General features: G+C 62.3%; 15 protein-coding genes, 2 pseudogenes and 1 riboswitch. Of the genes and pseudogenes, 7 read left to right on the top strand and 10 right to left on the bottom strand.

Annotated features, from left to right (window positions below; translation table 11 throughout):
• Position 1: 1 nt before the first annotated feature.
• Together GGR20_RS04800 and GGR20_RS04795 are read left to right on the top strand one after the other, a co-directional pair.
• Positions 2–754, top strand: a complete 753-nt coding sequence (locus tag GGR20_RS04800) for a TVP38/TMEM64 family protein (RefSeq protein WP_183310114.1) — start codon at positions 2–4, stop codon at positions 752–754.
• A gap of 48 nt (positions 755–802) precedes the next feature.
• The gene (locus tag GGR20_RS04795; RefSeq protein WP_183310113.1) at positions 803–2248 is read left to right on the top strand and encodes a dihydrolipoyl dehydrogenase family protein; all 1446 of its coding nucleotides are present in this window, start codon (positions 803–805) and stop codon (positions 2246–2248) included.
• Between the two features lie 4 nt (positions 2249–2252).
• Here GGR20_RS04795 and GGR20_RS04790 read toward each other — a convergent pair whose 3' ends face one another.
• The gene (locus GGR20_RS04790) at positions 2253–2909 is read right to left on the bottom strand and encodes a GDSL-type esterase/lipase family protein (RefSeq protein ID WP_253560094.1); all 657 of its coding nucleotides are present in this window, start codon (positions 2907–2909) and stop codon (positions 2253–2255) included.
• Positions 2910–2944: 35 nt separating this feature from the next.
• Here GGR20_RS04790 and GGR20_RS04785 point away from each other — a divergent pair, with 35 nt between their 5' ends.
• The gene (locus GGR20_RS04785; protein ID WP_183310112.1) at positions 2945–3646 is read left to right on the top strand and encodes an ABC transporter ATP-binding protein; all 702 of its coding nucleotides are present in this window, start codon (positions 2945–2947) and stop codon (positions 3644–3646) included.
• Complete coding sequence (locus GGR20_RS04780; RefSeq protein ID WP_183310111.1) at positions 3643–6189, top strand: ABC transporter permease; 2547 nt, start codon at positions 3643–3645, stop codon at positions 6187–6189. The genes GGR20_RS04785 and GGR20_RS04780 overlap by 4 nt, the downstream gene beginning before the upstream one ends.
• Before the next feature lie 9 nt (positions 6190–6198).
• Here GGR20_RS04780 and GGR20_RS04775 read toward each other — a convergent pair whose 3' ends face one another.
• The 4 genes from GGR20_RS04775 to GGR20_RS04760 form a co-directional block, all read right to left on the bottom strand.
• On the bottom strand, positions 6199–7191 hold the full coding sequence (locus GGR20_RS04775; protein WP_246349450.1) for a DUF3179 domain-containing protein: 993 nt from the start codon (positions 7189–7191) through the stop codon (positions 6199–6201).
• Positions 7192–7589: 398 nt separating this feature from the next.
• Positions 7590–8300 (bottom strand): flavodoxin family protein, encoded by a 711-nt coding sequence (locus GGR20_RS04770; protein WP_183310108.1) that lies wholly within the window; start codon positions 8298–8300, stop codon positions 7590–7592.
• A gap of 333 nt (positions 8301–8633) precedes the next feature.
• Entirely contained in the window at positions 8634–9824 is a 1191-nt protein-coding gene (locus GGR20_RS04765) for an FAD-dependent oxidoreductase (protein ID WP_183310107.1), read from the bottom strand.
• 64 nt (positions 9825–9888) lie between these two features.
• A complete protein-coding gene (locus GGR20_RS04760) occupies positions 9889–10527 on the bottom strand; it encodes a hypothetical protein (RefSeq protein ID WP_210283085.1) in 639 nt (212 codons plus the stop codon).
• A 151-nt stretch (positions 10528–10678) separates the two neighbouring features.
• Between GGR20_RS04760 and GGR20_RS04755 the strand changes: the two genes are divergently transcribed.
• Both GGR20_RS04755 and GGR20_RS19320 read left to right on the top strand, forming a co-directional pair.
• On the top strand, positions 10679–11638 hold the full coding sequence (locus GGR20_RS04755; RefSeq protein ID WP_210283084.1) for a LysR family transcriptional regulator: 960 nt from the start codon (positions 10679–10681) through the stop codon (positions 11636–11638).
• A 191-nt stretch (positions 11639–11829) separates the two neighbouring features.
• Positions 11830–11968: pseudogene (locus GGR20_RS19320) on the top strand (BA14K family protein); the annotation flags it as partial.
• Here GGR20_RS19320 and GGR20_RS04745 read toward each other — a convergent pair.
• The 5 genes and pseudogenes from GGR20_RS04745 to ribD all read right to left on the bottom strand — a co-directional run.
• A pseudogene (locus tag GGR20_RS04745) lies at positions 11931–12167 on the bottom strand (ATP-binding protein); the annotation flags it as partial. The pseudogenes GGR20_RS19320 and GGR20_RS04745 overlap by 38 nt on opposite strands.
• Positions 12168–12327: 160 nt before the next feature.
• Positions 12328–12771: a 6,7-dimethyl-8-ribityllumazine synthase gene (gene ribH, locus GGR20_RS04740; protein WP_183310104.1), complete on the bottom strand. Its 444-nt coding sequence runs from the start codon at positions 12769–12771 to the stop codon at positions 12328–12330.
• Positions 12764–13984, bottom strand: a complete 1221-nt coding sequence (gene ribB, locus GGR20_RS04735; protein WP_183310103.1) for a 3,4-dihydroxy-2-butanone-4-phosphate synthase — start codon at positions 13982–13984, stop codon at positions 12764–12766. Before ribB ends, ribH begins: the two co-directional genes overlap by 8 nt.
• Positions 13960–14568, bottom strand: a complete 609-nt coding sequence (locus tag GGR20_RS04730; RefSeq protein ID WP_183310102.1) for a riboflavin synthase — start codon at positions 14566–14568, stop codon at positions 13960–13962. The genes ribB and GGR20_RS04730 overlap by 25 nt, the downstream gene beginning before the upstream one ends.
• A complete protein-coding gene (gene ribD, locus GGR20_RS04725; protein WP_210283083.1) occupies positions 14549–15649 on the bottom strand; it encodes a bifunctional diaminohydroxyphosphoribosylaminopyrimidine deaminase/5-amino-6-(5-phosphoribosylamino)uracil reductase RibD in 1101 nt (366 codons plus the stop codon). Before ribD ends, GGR20_RS04730 begins: the two co-directional genes overlap by 20 nt.
• Positions 15650–15690: 41 nt before the next feature.
• Positions 15691–15840, bottom strand: a riboswitch (FMN riboswitch).
• A gap of 193 nt (positions 15841–16033) precedes the next feature.
• Between ribD and GGR20_RS04720 the strand changes: the two genes are divergently transcribed.
• Positions 16034–16312 (top strand): hypothetical protein, encoded by a 279-nt coding sequence (locus GGR20_RS04720; RefSeq protein WP_183310101.1) that lies wholly within the window; start codon positions 16034–16036, stop codon positions 16310–16312.
• Positions 16313–16399 lie beyond the last annotated feature (87 nt).

The following is a 16399-nucleotide window of genomic DNA, read 5'->3' as shown; positions in this document are numbered from 1 at the left end:
CATGCGGCACCCTGAACCTTCGTCCCAGGCGAGCAAGTCGCTGCTGCGTTTCGCGCCCTTGGCTATGATCCTGGTGTTGCTGCTCACCGGCCTCTTGCTGGGCTGGCACCGATATCTGACCCTCGACTATCTGGCCGAGATCCGCACGACTCTCAAATCGTTTGCCGCAGACCATGGCTGGTTGGCCGCTCTGGCCTATGTGCTCGTCTACGCGATTGCGGTGGCAGTGGCCTTTCCCGCAACCTGGCTGCTCACCCTGGCGGGCGGCTTTCTTTATGGCATCTGGGTTGGCGGTCTGCTGGCGGCCACAGGGGGCTCCATTGGCGCGACGATGCTGTTCTGGGCCGCCCAGACAGCCTTCGGGGAAGGCCTGCGCTCGCGCGCGGACGGATTTGCCGGCAAGGTCGCAAAGGGGTTTGAGGACAATGCCTTCAGCTATCTTCTGGCGTTGCGGCTCGCGCCCGTTCTGCCCTTTGCCGTCGTTAACATCGTGCCTGCCCTGTTCAAGGTTCCGCTCACCACTTATGTCGCCGCAACGCTCGTGGGCATTCTGCCCGGCGCGTTGGTCTATGCCTCGATCGGCCAGAACCTGGAAACGATACTCGCCGATGCAGCAGCGCTCGATCGACCCGTTGGTGTGGGCGATCTCATCACACCCGGACTTACATTGGGGCTGCTTGGGCTGGCCCTTCTTGCAGCCATCGCGCCGCTCACGGGTTTCATTCGAAAGAAATTGGCGGGCCGTAACGCCTGATCGCCTCGTCAGACCAAGATGAAACCAAGCGCTACGCGAGCCAATTCCATGCATGCTAAATTGCCCCCCGAAAGTCTCTCGTGCGATGTCTGCGTTATTGGGGGCGGCTCGGCCGGCCTGAGTGCTGCTGCGGGCGCGGCGCAGCTTGGCGCAAAGGTGGTGCTTATCGAGCGGGGCGCCATGGGCGGGGATTGCCTTAACACAGGCTGTGTTCCCTCCAAGTCGCTGATTGCGGCGGCGCATGCCGCGCATGTCTTTACCTGTGCGATGGCGCTCGGCGTCGGCGACGCCATAGCGCCCAAAATCGACTTCGAGGCGGTCCATCACCATATCCACGGCGTGATCGGCGCCATCGCGCCCCACGACAGTGTCGAGCGCTTTGAGGGCATGGGCATCAAGGTCATCAAGGAGATGGCTCGCTTCACCAGCCCGACCGAACTAGTCGCTGGCCGCCACCGCATCACGGCACGCCGTTTCGTGGTTGCCACCGGCTCCAGGGCAGTTGTCCCGCCGGTGCCGGGATTGCGCGAGCTCGATCCGCTGACCAACGAGACCATCTTCGACCTCATCGAGCGCCCCGATCATTTGCTGGTCGTTGGTGGCGGGCCCATCGGGCTGGAGATGGCGCAGGCATTCAGACGCCTGGGGTCGGAGGTCACCATCGTCGATGTGGCGGGTATCCTGCCGCGCGACGAACCGGAGGCTGTCGAACTGATCCGGGGCGTCCTGCGCGATGAAGGCATCGTGCTTCATGAACAGGCCAAGCTGATCGACCCCAAGAGAAGCGAAGCTGGCGTCAGCGCGACAATCGAAACGGCAATGAATCGGTACGAAATAACCGCAAGCCATGTGCTGGTCGCTGCAGGCCGCAAGGCCAATGTCGAGGATATGGGGCTGGAGCTTGCCGGGGTAAAATTCGGTCCGAAGGGGATCGAGGTGGATGGCCGGTTGCGGACGTCTAATTCCCGCGTCTTCGCGCTCGGCGATGTGGCCGGTGGGCCGCAATTCACCCACATCGCCGGCTACCACGCCGGCATCTTCATCCGCAACGCTATGTTCGGCCTGCCGGCCAAGGTGGACTATTCGGCCTTGCCCTGGGTCACCTATCTCGACCCAGAAGTGGCTCATGTTGGACTGACCGAGGCCGAGGTGCGCAAGGCGCATGGCGAGGTCACCGTGATTGTAGAGCACATGGACGACAACGACCGGGCACAGGCGGAACGCCGAACGGAAGGTTTCATCAAGCTGATCCTGACGAAAAGGGGAAAAGTGCTCGGAGCTACAATGGTAGCGCCTCATGCAGGCGAAATGATCAGTGTCTGGGGACTGGTGATTTCCGGTAAGGTCAAGCTCGCGGACGTTGCGTCCATGATTGCGCCCTATCCCACCCTGGCCGAGATTTCCAAGCGCGCTGCCAGCGCCTATTTCAAGCCCAAGCTGTTCGGGCGTCTGCCGAAAACCTGGGTTGGGCTGGTACAAAGGGTCTTACCGTGAAGCGTCAGGGTTCTATCTGCTGAATCAGCGCTTCCACGAGCGGCATGACGCCGGCCACGATCACCGCGACACCCTCAGCGTTGGGATGGCGCAAATCGGGCTGGTTGAGCGCTGGATCCAGCGCCACGCCCTCAAGGAAGAACGGGTAGAGCAAGGCGTCGTGTTCCTGGGCTAGCTCGGGGTAGGTGGCGTCGAACGCATCGACATAGTCCGCTCCCAGCCCGCGATTGGCCATCATGCCCAGAAGAAGCACTGGTACGTCGAGCGCATCGAGGCGCGCCATGATCACCTCAAGGTTCGAGCGGGCCTCGGCCGGTGGGAGGCCCTGCAACATATCGTTGGCACCGAGCCCCAGGATGACCGCGTCGGGCGGATCGGCCAATGTCCAGTCCAGCCGGGCAAGTCCATCGGCCGTGGTATCGCCGGAGACGCTGGCATTCACCAGATTAGCCGCAAGCCCTCGCTCATCCATGGCCGCCTGCAACTGGCCCATAAAGCTTTCATCGGCGGACAACCCCAGGCCGGCCAGAAGAGAGTCGCCATACAGCAGGATCGTGGGCTCCTCAGCCAGCGCCGGCTGGGCCAATGCCGCAATCGTGCCGATCAGGGCCATTGCGCCCATCGTGCGCTGCCACCATCTTATCTTGATTAACGCTGCCACCGTATCCACTCCGACCAATTCTTGGCCCCGTCCCCATGATCGATACCATCGTCCGCACCCAGGACATGAACCTGCACCTTAAGTCGGGCGGCAGCGCGCTTCATATCCTCAAAGCCATCACGTTTGCGATAAATCCGGGTGAGGTGGTCTCGGTTGTGGGGCCGTCTGGCAGCGGCAAGACCAGCCTGCTGATGGTATTGGGCGGCCTTGAAAAAGCCAGCGACGGGGTCGTGGCCATCGGCGAGACCAATCTTGCGGGTCTGGACGAGGATCAACTCGCCGATATGCGCCGGCAGAACATCGGCATCCTGTTTCAGAATTTCCACCTCATTCCTTCGATGACGGCGCTCGAGAATGTCGCCTTGGCGCTCGAGATTGCCTTTGATGATCTGCCGGTTGCCGAAATCCGGGCGCGTGCCCGGGCGGCGCTGGCCGAGGTGGGGCTGGCCGAGCGCGAAACCCACCTACCCAGCGCTCTTTCGGGGGGCGAGCAGCAGCGGGTGGGTCTGGCGCGCGCCATTGTCACCCGGCCAAAGCTGCTGCTCGCGGATGAACCAACCGGAAATCTGGACCAGGAAACGGCCGCCTCGGCCATCGACCTCCTGTTCAGCCTGGCGCGGCGCAATAACATGGCGGTGATGCTGATCACCCATGACAGTGGCCTGGCCATGCGGGCTGATCGCCGCATGCGCATGGACCATGGGGAACTGCGCGAGCTGGAAGCGGCCGTCGCATGAGGCGCCTGCAAGGCTGGTTGCGCGTCGCATTGATCGACCTGCGCGGCAGCGCCCGGCGGTTTGTCATCCTGATTGCCTGCCTCGCCCTGGGTGTCGCTGCCATCGGCACCGTCAGTGCAGTGCGCAGCAGCGTTGAGGCCGCCATTGAACGGGACGCTAGGCTCATCTTGGGGGGCGACCTCGAACTGCGGTCCCAGCGCAGTGATGTGGATGACCAGGTGGTTGCCGCGCTCGACGCGCTCGGGCGTGTCAGCCGGGAAGTCGAGCTCAATTCCCAAGCCACGGCCAATGGCAAGAGCGCGTTCCTCTCGCTTCGGGCCGTGACCGACGCCTATCCTCTCGTCGGAGAGGTCGGCCTAGCCGCCGGCGCGCAGGTTGGCAGCCTGGCCAACCTGCTCGCTGAACGGGACGGTACTTTCGGTGTGTTGCTCGCGCAGCAAGCGGCGCTGCGCCTTGACGTGCAGGTCGGCGAGACTGTCCGCATCGGCGTTCTTGAGATCGAATTGCGCGGCATCATCGCGGCGCTGCCCGATCAGGCGACGGCTGGTTTTCAGCTCGGTGCTCCAGCGCTGATTTCAAGCGCGGCACTGGCACCAGCCGGGCTACGCGAGGCAGGGGTGCTCAGCCAGTTCCGCTACAAGGTCTTGCTGGCAGATGGCGATTTCGAGGCCGCGCAGATCGCGCTGGAAGAAGCGTTTCCGGACAAGGACTGGCAGATCCGCTCGCCGCGCCAGGCGACGGCTACCATTGCGCGGTTCATTGGCGTGTTCGGCAATTTCATGCTGCTGGTTGCCCTTTCATCCATGGTGGTCGGCGGCCTGGGCGCGGCCAATGCGGTGGCTGCCTATGTCGGCGAGCGCCAGGGGGCCATCGCAACGATGCGTTCGCTCGGGGCAAAGCGCGGGCGTATACTGTTCCATTTCTTGGTGCAGATTGCTCTGCTCTCGCTCATCGCCATTGGCATCGGTATGGTGATCGTCGCCGGGGCGACGTTGGCGCTGCTCCCTTTGCTCTCAGTCCTCATCGGCATCGACCTGCCGCCGGTACTGGACTTCCGATCCATGCTTGTCGCCGGGGCCATTGGTCTGGTTACCGCACTGTTCTTTTCATGGGGGCCCTTGCTGCAGGCGCGCGCCGTCCGGCCTGCTTTGCTGTTCCGGGCCGGATCGAGTAGCGCGATGGAGGGTCTTGCCTGGCGGGCCATGCTTAAGCTCGGTTTCGTTGCGCCGCTCCTCGTCGGGTTCGTTTTCCTGTTCGGCCTGACCCTGCTGATCGCCAACGATCTCCGATTGGTGGCCATCTACTTTGCCGGAACGCTGGTCGCTTTCGCCTTGCTGCGCGCTGCGGCCGCATTGCTGCGGCGCTTCCTGAGCCGAGTGCCGGTGCCACGTCAGCGTCTGCTGCGTCAGGCAATCTCGGCAATCGTTCGCCCCGGCGCACCGACCACGACCGTTCTTGTGTCGATGGGTATGGGGCTTTCCCTGCTCCTGCTTATCGTCACCACCCAGTCCAACATCAATGACCAGATCGCCACCGAGGTGAGCGCCGAGGCGCCCGATTTCGTGCTGCTGGACATGGATCGGGACGAACTCACCGCACTCGAGGCCTTCGTCGCTCAGACGCCGCAGATCGAGGCGCTGACGACAATTCCCATGCTGCGGGGCGTCATCACTGACCTGAACGGGGATCCGGCGCCCTCAAGTGACGACGCGCCTCGCGAAGTCGCCGATATGTTCCGCGGCGATACAGCCCTGACCTGGTCGGCAACGGTCCCGCCAGGCACCGTGATCGAGGATGGCGACTGGTGGACGGAGGATTATGCTGGTGACCCGCAGGTCTCTCTAAGCACCGAAATGCAGGACGCGCTAAACCTTGAACTGGGTGATACGATCACCCTCTCGATCGCCGGGCGGCCGCTGACCATGACCATTGCCAGCTTCCGCACCATCGACTGGCGCAGCCCGGACTTCAATTTCCGTATCATCGTCTCACCAGGCCTGATCGAGAGCGCACCGCAATCCTATTTCGGTACAATCAAGGCGTCGCCCGGCGCGGCATTTGCAATAGAAGCGGGTCTGATCGCAACCCTGCCACAGCTGACCTTCGTGCCTGTGGGGGACGCGCTGGCCCGCTTGCAGTCCGTGTTCGACGGGTTGATCAGCGCCATAGCCCTCGTCAGTGGCACCGCTGTCATTGCCGGCGTACTGGTGCTGGCCGGCGCGCTCAGTGTCGGTCGTCAGCAACGCGAGGCCGATGCCGTGGTCATGAAGGTGCTGGGTGCCCGGCGCGGCCTCGTGATCGTGGCGTTTCTGATTGAATACGCCCTCCTCGGCGCCATCGCAGCGATCCTGGCAAGCCTCATCGCTCTCACCGCCGCCTGGGCTGCTTCAACCTTCCTACTCGAGATCGGCTTTGCCGTTCAGCCGCTGCAATTGGGCATGTTGGCCGCTGGCATCATTATTGTCACGACCGCGACGGGCGCTGCCACGACCTGGTCCGCCATGTCCGCAAGGCCCGCTGATCGCTTGCGGGAGGATGGCTAGCTCGCGCCCCTAATTCGTGTCAGCATCAATGATCGCCACACCTGGATGGAACACATGGGCGACGAATGCAAAGGTCAGGTTGTGAACGACGTCCTTGCCATCCCGTGTCACGCGTACCGAGCCAATGTCCCGGCCATCACTGATCGTGGCGGTATCGAGCGCAGACGCGACGCCCGTTTCGTATGAGAGACTGTAACCCCGAAGTTTCAGCGGCGATTGCCGAAGGCGATTGAGGCTGACAATGATCGGCTCGCTATCAGTTTCGACCACCACCACATGTGCCATCGCCGGAATATCTGGGGGCAGCTCGCCGCGGAACAGGAAGGGCCGCTGGGCAGTGTCATAGCTTTGATAGGGATTGCTGCCATAGGGCCTGGCCGAAGGGTCATTAGGCACGAGAACCGGTCCGTCAGGGTGGGCGCTTAGGAAGTCCTCAAAGGACACAATCCGCGAGGGCAACATACTCAGCTCGGTGCCGACAAGCTCGCCGATGATGGCCTCTCCGGAAAATTGCTGCCACCAGCTTTCGGTTGATCGATCATACATGATCAGGTCGGAGTGCCGCAGCTTTCCCGTCGTGCCAAAGGACAAGGTTTTTCCATCTGCTCGCCGGTCAAAGACAATCGCCGCATTGCAAAGCGGGCAATAGGTGACCGCCACAGGCTGTCCGTCAATCTCGTCGTTGACGATCTCATGCCAAGTCAGCACTCGTAGAGGATAGGCGCGGCTGTCGCCTTCTAGTGGGAACTGGATGACCGGCTCGCGACCGTCGATGCCCGTCACATCATGTGCTGAAATAAATATGGGGTCATCGATCGGAGGGATACCGTCGCGCGGCGGCCCGCCTGACATGACCTCATCAAAATCGACAAGGGTCCGGGAGAAGTCGGTCTTCCAACCCTCCCGAGCCCAAGATTCGACTTGGCCCGCTACCGTGGCAGAGTTGGAGCCAACTAAAATCAGTGACAAAGCTGCAATAACCAAACCTCGTCGCGCTGACATGTGCATCTCCCACCGTCAAGAAAGTCCGTACCAGTTTGTCTCGGCCCGACCCGCTTTCGTTACAGATGCTGTTGCCCGATCCATCGCGTGCCCCGCGCCGATTGAACGTGTCCGTGTGGCTGCACAAGCTGCAAACGATCGCAGTGAAACGTGCGGATGGTCCCGCGTCTCGGATTGTTTGCCAGCACGTACGAGACCGGGTAGGTGGCAGATATTGCGGCTCGATTACGCGTTTGCTCTTTCTTCTATCTCCGTCAAAGTAGGTGATCTGGGCAACCGGCATTTTCAGAAATGCTTCTTGCAGCGCCGCGACGACACGCGCATCGGGCGCAGCGTAGTTCGATATGACCGAAGCAGAGGCGGGTGTCCGCATAGGCGATCGCAATGAGTTCCCTACCTCAGGCGCGATATTCAGGGTTCTCGTAGTCGAAGCGCTGGCCCGCCTTCCAGGCGTTACGATCATTGCCTTCGTTGGGGTATCCACCAACTGATTTCAGCATGCGCGCCAGATGCATCAAATTCCAAGTCATGATCGTCGTATTGCGCTGGGTGAACTCATTGTTAAACCCGGCTGGCTCGCCATCAATGTCATCACCGTACGACGGCCCGGGACCGGCTTCACCGATCCAGCCACAGTCTGCCTGAGGCGGAATGGTAATGCCCACATGGCTCATGGCGTAGTGGATGGTCATGGCGCAGTGCTTAATTCCGTCCTCGTTGCCGGTGATCACAGCCCCGCCGACTTTTCCGTAGAAAATACTCTGCCCCTTGTCGTTGAGCTTGCCCGACATAGCGTACAGGCGCTCGATCACCATTCGACATATCGAACTCTCCTCGCCTAGCCAGATCGGCGTGCCGATGACCAGAATGTCGGCGGCATCTATGTGCTTCCAGATATCAGGCCAATCATCCACCTTGGCGCCGTGCTCGGTCATGTCTGGGTAGATCCCAAATGCGATTTGCCGTGCGGCAGCGTGAATGTGGGTTACCTCGACCTCGTTCTTGCTCATGATTTTCTCGACCGCCTGCAAAAGCGCTCCGGTATGCGATTTCCCCGGCTGCGGCTTGAGACTGCAATTTATTACGACGGCTTTCAAAAGTAGGGGCATAAGAAACCTCCTTGTTGGAGAGACGAAGTCATCGACGTCCGCTGGACGATGACCGATCTACAAGAAACGTCTCACCGGACGCCTCCGTTGCCTTTGAGTGTGGCGCTGAACCGAAGACCACATGGCGCGTTCAATCTGGATGCAACGAACAACTCGTCCTTCGTTAGTAAGCACTGAAAGGGGATGCGACCCCATCAACATATCCTCGGACGTGATTGCACGCGCCTTTCGGGAAGCTATAGACGCCGCAGCGCAACGCCTGGGGCGACGAACTATAGGACGTGGTGCGGCAGCGCCGGCAAGGGCGCCGCCACCTGTTCTGGTGACCTGACGTCAGGCCACGGCCGGCTCCTGCTCCGGCTGGCCGAAAATCTCGCCAACGGGCACGCTCCCGGCCATTGCCCCCAAGAAGCGACTCGCGGCTATCGGGTCGGCAGCCATCGCAGCAATCCCGGCCAAGCCCTCCGGCGGTGGCGGCATCAGGCGAGCAAGGCCCCTCGTTACGTCGTGCATCGGGCGGGAACGAGCATCGCGCCGGGGTCCGAATTCTGCCAGAGAACCATCGAAATCCCGCGCCCCGCCAAGGCCGGTCACAACGGCTTCAGCCAGCAGTTCGGCATCGAGAAGCGCATCGGTCATCCCCTGCGCGCTCACCGGGTCCTTATGGTTGCCGCTGTCGCCCACCAGCGCCCAGCCAGGACCGGAGGCGGTGCGGAAAAACGTGTCGAGATCGCCGGTGCCAATGAAGCGTTCCACCCGCCGCGCGCCAGCGAACCGATCGGTTAGCCAAGGGATCGCGTTGATAGCAGCAAGTGTCGCGGCCTCAATATTCTGTCGGATCTCGGCAAAGCGATCGTGCGGCCACTGAACGGCAAGGAAGGTGATCCCGTCGCCGCATGGGACGGCGACCGCGAACAGACCGTCGCGTACGAACATCCGGCCCGAAGGCACATCGGCCCCTTCCCAATACGCGTAATAGGCGCAGGTTTGTGCCGGGTGGACGTCATAGGCCCCGGCGCCGACCGTCCTGGCGACGCGCGAACGTTTGCCGTCTGCGCCAACTAGCAGCCGGGTGCGAACAGTCTCTGCCCGACCGTTCCGCATGCAGCGCAACCCCACGACCCGCCCGTCCTCCACCAATGGCGCATCATAGCCAGTACCTTCACGAAGTTCGGCGCCCGCCGCAACGGCGGCATCAGCGAGCATGGGATCGAAGCGGAAGCGGCGCGGCGCGAAGCCGATGTCGGTTCCGTCCGGCATCGGTGCGGGGCGACCGCTCACCACGGCCCCGCCGAAGTCGACGGTCATCGTCTCCTGCGGCGGAAAGCCAAGCCCGCGCAGGTCATCATAGAGACCGAGCCGCCGCAGGCAGGAAACCCCGGCGGGCTGGATGAAATGACCGGACATGGTGTCGCTGGGAAAGGTGGTGCGGTCGATGAGAAGTACCCGTACGCCCGCACGAGCCAACATGAGCGCGAGAGCGGACCCGGCGCAGCGGGCGCCGACGATTGCGACGTCGTACATCGCTGTTCTCCTGTGATTTCTGTGGTGTTAGGGAGCCGGCGCCCGCAGTCGGACGCCGTTCGTTTCAGCCGCCGTGGCCGTGGGCGACGGCGGAATGGTATTGGCAGGTCGCTTCCGGGTTGAACTGCGCGAAGACACCGTTTGGGTTTGTCCGGTGAACCCAGACATGCCGGTCGTAGTGCGGCGCGAACATATGGCCTTCGTCCAGTTCCGTGGACAGATCGTCCTGCATCAGGTCATAGGGCAGACCGTAGTAGGTGGGTGGCTCGGTGTTGCCGGCTGCTTCCCACGCGGTCTTGAAGACCAGATTCTCGACTGCCACAAGCTCGAGGGTGCCGTCCGCCTGCGGCTCGTAGATGAGCACGCCGGGGTTGGTAAAATCGGTATGGGTGCCGACGCCGTCCACTCGGGGGTTCGGCGCCGCCGTGATGTCCAGTAGGTCGGGGCGGAAGTAGTGGATTCCCATTGCGCCTTCGCTCGCGGGACGGCCAATCATTCCGGCCTCTTCGCAAACATTGCCGGGGTCGGTTATGTAGCCTTCGGCCAAGGCCACCTTCACGTCGCGAAACCGCTCGGTCGCCGCACGCACCGCAGCCAGACTTGGCTCGCCCTCGGCCAGCGCCGGCTGTTCGGCTGCCGCGGTGGGGGTGACGAGAGCCGCGAATACCGCCGTGGCGAGCGCATTCCTGGTTTTTCTGTTCATTGTCTTCTCCTGATCCCACAGGTTGAGGCAATAGCGAGCCGGCCGGCGTGACTGTTGGGCCGGAGGAGCTATGCCGATGTTTGAGGATGTCTCCGTGCCTCGTTGCCCGGAGAACGGGAGCTTTGTAAAATGAGGCCCCGTCACGAGGAAATTGAATGATGGTATCTCGGTTATTGGTGCCATGAATTGGGCGGCCGTCGACTTGAACCTACTGCGGGTGTTCGACGCGATGATGCTCGAGTTGAACACGACGCGCGCCGGGGACAGGGTGGGCCTCAGTCAGCCTGCCGTGAGCTCGGCGTTGGGGCGGCTGCGGCACATCACGGGAGACGTGCTATTTGTGCGTGAGGGCAACCGAATGGTCCCGACGGCGCGCGCCGAACAGCTGGCAGAACCGATCCGCGCTGCGTTGCGCGGGATTGAAGAGGCGTTGGGCCGCATCGCAAGCTTCGAGCCGGCCACGGCACGGCGGGCTTTCCGAATCCTCGGCTCGGACTATTTCTCGACCTTGCTGATGCCGGGCCTGGCCCGCGCCGTGCGCGAGAGCGCCCCGGGCATAACGATACAGATGCTGGATTACCCCAGTTCGGCGGTCGCGCGTCTCCTCTCGGACGGGGCAGTAGACGTGGCGGTGGACTCGAAGTCCGAGATGCCCGATTGGGTGGCGAGCCACCGGCTGTTCCGCTCGCGCATGGTGTCCATCGTGCGGCGAGATCATCCAGTCGTCGCGCACTCTGGTCTGCGGCCCGGGGAGCGCATTCCGGAAGACCTGTTCTGCATGCTGCCACATGTTCTGATGTCGATGGATGGTTCTTTGACCGGCACGGTGGACCATGCGCTCAAACAGCAGGGTCTTTCTCGAGCAATCGCAGTGACAGTGCCGCATTTTCACGCTGTGGCCCTGGCGGTCGCGGAGGCTGGCCTGATCGGCAACCTGCCGATACATTTCGCCGAGCGTGTTGCCCCGCTGCTCGATCTCGATATCTACGAACTTCCTTTTCCGCCGCCACCAGTGGACGTAATGCTATACTGGCACAGCCGCCACGGGCCCGATGCCGCACATGCTTGGCTGAGAGACATGATCGGCCAGACCCTTTGCTTTCCGCTTTAGCGCGACGGTTAACGCCCGGCGAACCTGGGGGCTGCGTATGCAACGACGACAGTTCTCCGATGCAGGGAGTGACAGGAGGAGAATTGCCAGCCCTGATGTGGTGCCGCTTCATGACGAGCACCGTAACTATCGGCGGCACCTCGGAACCGTCGGTCATGCAGCAGACCACTGGCGCGCCGCTTGCGACGGAGGCTACACCGCAATGCAACATTTCAGGAATGTTCTCGATGCTATCGCTCCTTGCGAGCCTCGGATTGCACCTTCCAGCCTTATTCCGGCTGGCTTCGACCACCGCGTTCTCTATCTCCTCTCGTGTCCCGTCTCCCGTGAGGCGAGGCAGGTAAATGCAAACCGTTGTACCTTGGTTGGGCTCCGAGTAGATTCGAACGGTGCCCCCGGACTGCCCGGCAAAACCATGCACCGTTGACAGCCCGAGACCGGTACCCTGGCCCAACGGTTTCGTGGTGAAGAATGGATCGAAGGCAGGCTCGATGACGTCCTTGGGCATGCCGGTCCCTGTATCACTGACGGGCCTAACGGATGGCTTCAATCCTGCGAAGCTGCTGACGAACCGCCTGCTTAAAAATTCCAGGGCCGGAGGTTCCCGCAATTGATCGGGCATGGGACAACGCCCGCCAGCGAACTGGTGGTTTTCACCGCACGCACTACTGGCGAACATGGGAGACCGCCTAGCGAGCGATGGTCGCAATCGTATGGAGAGCCTCCAGACACGCCGCAGCGGCTTCCCGGCCCTTGTTGTGCTCGTCCTTGCGGCTGCGCAGGATGGCCTGTTCGTCCGTATAGGTGGTCAAAATACCAAAGGTGATGGGTTTGCCGGTCTCAAGTCCGGCCTGCATCAAGCCATGGGCAGTTGCCTCGCTGATATATTCGAAATGGGCCGTATCACCCTTGATGACGCAGCCGAGGCAAATCACGCCGTCGAAGCCGGATTGCGCCAACCGCTTGGCGATAAGTGGAATTTCGAAGGCGCCAGGCGCCGAATAGACGTGGTCCGGCGCAATCGAAACGCCGTTTTCGGCGAGATAGGCCAGTGCACCATCGCGCAGGCCGTGGGTGACTTCGGAATTGAACTGGCTGACGACAAGGGCAAGGCGATGTGTGATTTCAGACATTCTGGTTCTCATGTTCCTGATGGGTGAAGGTGTGGCCGAACTTGTCCCGCTTGGTCGCGAGATAGCGCCAGTTGTAGGGATTGGCCGGGATTTCGAGCGGCACGCGCTCGGCGACATCGATGCCGAACTGTTCGAGCGACATGACCTTGTCCGGATTGTTCGACAGAAGCCGCAGGCGTTCGATTCCGAGCGCGCCCAGAATCTGCCCGGCAATGCCATAGTCGCGGGCATCGGGTGCAAACCCAAGGGCTGTATTGGCTTCCACCGTGTCGTGCCCCTGGTCCTGCAGGGCATAGGCGCGGATCTTGTTGCCAAGGCCGATGCCCCGGCCTTCCTGTCCGCGTAGATAGATCAAGGCACCGCCCTCACCGGTGGCGATCTGGCGCAGGGCCTCCTGCAATTGCGGCCCGCAATCGCATCTGAGCGAACCCAGTGCATCACCGGTCAGGCATTCCGAGTGAATGCGCACCAACGGCGTGCGCCCCAGGGGATTGCGGATCAGTGCCAGATGCTCGGTGCCGTCCAACCGGCTGCGGAAGGCGCGCACCTCCAGCGGGATCGGCGAGTGTTCGGTGGGCAATTCGGACCGCGCCACCTCGTCCACCAAAGTCTCGTTGGCGAGGCGATGGGCAATGATGTCCCTTATGGTGAGGATGGGAAGATTGTGCTCCCGAGCAAAGACCTCGAGTTCGGGCCGCCGCGCCATCTGCCCGTCGTCCCGCATGACCTCGCAGATCACGCCGGCGGGCCGCAGTCCGGCCAACCGCATGAGGTCGATCGCACCTTCGGTATGGCCATCGCGCGCCAGGACGCCATTGTCGGCGGCCCGCAGCGGAAAGACATGCCCCGGCGAGGCGATATCGGCGGGCCGCACCTCGGGATCGGCGGCAACCGCAACCGTTCTGGCCCGGTCATGTGCCGATATGCCCGTTGTGATCCCCTCGACGGCCTCGATGGAGACGGTGAAGGCGGTCGAGCGGCGGGCCCGGTTATTGGCCACCATCGGGGGCAGACCAAGCTGGTCGACCTGTTCGCCGGTGAGCGCCAGGCAGATCAGGCCACGACCATGCCGAGCCATGAAGTTGATTGCCTCAGGAGTCGCATACTCAGCGGCAATAACCAGATCGCCTTCGTTTTCGCGATCCTCGTCATCGACCAGGATCACCATGCCGCCATTGCGCAATTGGATCAGGGCTTGAGATACGGCAGACATAGGCGCTCCACATATTTGGCCATGACGTCGACCTCGACATTGAGATCGTCGCCAATGGCGAGGGTGTTGAGATTGGTGTGCTCCCAGGTGTGGGGGATGATGGTCACCAGCACGGCAACGCCCCCATCCCGCTGGTCTAGGTCATTGATGGTGAGGCTGATGCCATCGAGGGCGATGGAGCCTTTTTCGACGCAATAGCGTCCAAGGGCGACGGGCAGCACGAAGACATGCCTGTAGGCGCCATCGGCCTCAACCCGCTCCACCAGCCGCGCCAGTCCGTCGACATGACCCTGCACCAGATGGCCGGAAAGCCGCGTGTCGAGCGTTACCGCGCGCTCCAGATTGGCGTATTGGCCGACGGCCAGGCCACCCAGATTGGTGCGCGCCAGCGTTTCGGGGCTGATGAAGAAACGGGCGCGGCCGGCGCCATCGAATTGGGTGACTGTCAGGCACACGCCATTGACTGCAATGCTCTCGCCCAGCGACAGGTCCGCCCATCCGCTCTCAAGTTCGATCTCCAGCGAGCCGCCATTGGGCTCGGCCAGAGAGACGCGTGCGCGTTTTTCAATGATGCCCGAGAACATCTTTTTCCTTTCCGTGTGAATAAGCTTGGGAAGCCAGGTTGCGCCGAACGGTCACCCGGTCGGTCCCGTCGGGATTGGCGGCCTGCTCGATCAGCAGGTGCTCGTCCCAGAAGCCGGTTGTGAGCAGATGAGTGGTCAGGGATGGACCAGCTTCGACCAGCACCTCCATGCCGCCCGCCGCGCCAATCGCTTCCAAGGCGTGGTGCACGTCATCGGCCAGGTGCAGGGCAAATCCGCGCTGTCGGGCGGCATCCAAATAGGTCTCGGTGACCCGCCGACGCCCGTCCAGAATCACCAGCATGCGTTGCTTTTCCGAATGGTCTGGCACGCGCCGCACGGTAAAGAGGGGGTTGTCGGCGAGCACTGTCCCCGAGCCTGTCAGGATGGCATCGGCTCGACGCCGCAGTCGATGGGCCAGTTCCAGCGATGCAGCGCTGGTAAAGGTCTTGCGCCCGGCAACCGGTACCATGCTTCCCGATGCGGAAATGGCCTGCTTGATGGTGATGAAGGGCAGACCGGTTTGGCTGCGCTTTGCGAATGGCGCGAGCAGCCGGTTGGCTTCTCCAAGCAGCACAGCGGCCTCGGGGTGGTGGTGCAGATCGGACAAGAAGTGCACATCGAGCCCCGCTGCGCGCAGGCGTTCGGCGCCGCCGCCCGTGACTTCGGGATTGGGGTCACGGCAGGCCATCCAGGCCAGGCGTGCGCCGGTGCCCAGAATGGCTTCTGCGCAGGGTGGCGTGCGGCCGTGGTGGTTGCAGGGTTCGAGCGTCACCACGACACTGTCGATTTTGTCGGCAAGACCGGCGGCGCGAGCCTTGTTGATGGCGTCAGCCTCGGCATGAGGCATGCCTGCCCGCCGATGTGCGCCGGTAGCCAGTTCCTGCCCATTTGCGTCGAGCAGCACGCAACCGACCGGCGGATTCGGCGCCGTCGCGCCCTCATGGGCCCGCGCCAAATCCAGCGCACGCGCAAAGGCGCGCAGGATCGGCCGCGGCGGAAGATCTGGATTGGGGTAACCTGCGCTCTCGTCCATGCCCGTCCCGTCGTCACCAAAGACGCGTTCCAGGGCAAATGACGACAAGCACGCGCTGTCCGGTGAACGGAAAGCGCGCGTCTACGATCATCGGTTCTCTTCCATCCGGACTATACCGTCGGCCCCGGAATTACACCGGGTCTGCTGACCCCACCCCGAAGGATGGGCGCTCGCGGGCTGATGTGCACAAAGACACAATTACCGCCGGTGGGGAATTTCACCCCGCCCTGAGAACACTAGCAGGCAGCCTGCTTCAATCTGACTTAGAGCAAGGGCGGCAACAGATCAAGAAGGCGCATCAACGTGCCCTTATCCCGAGCATGTGCATGCAAGTTATCTCAATAGCGATTCAGTTCGAATAGGAACCGTACGTGAGTCTAACCAGACACTGCGAGACCGGCCCAGTCGAGCCGAAATCCAATGAGGGTGTTTATGAAAAAGTCTCTTCTTCTGTCTTCCGCGCTGTCGGTCGTCGCGGCGATTGCGATCGCCAGCCCCGCACTGGCCATTGGTTCAGGCGACGTGCCTGCTCCTGTGGATTTGATTGACAAGGCAGGCCCGGGCCAAAGCCACACCAATGGCAGCGGCATTTCCGGCTTTGACGGAAACCAGGGAAATGATCGCAAGGTGGGCAACGCCGGCGGCGGGTCCGTGTCGGAGCCCATCGAAGAACCGGTTGAGGAGCCGGTGGACGACGGTGGGGTCTGGTAATATTGCCCAACCCCGCAGGGCAGCCTCAAGTTGTGAGACTGCCCTGCGAGTCAATTTTCGAGTTCAGTTGCACGCTCGCCTTGGTTG

The organism is Devosia subaequoris, assembly GCF_014197055.1.
GTDB lineage: Bacteria > Pseudomonadota > Alphaproteobacteria > Rhizobiales > Devosiaceae > Devosia > Devosia subaequoris.
This window is presented reverse-complemented; position numbering and strand designations above follow the sequence as displayed.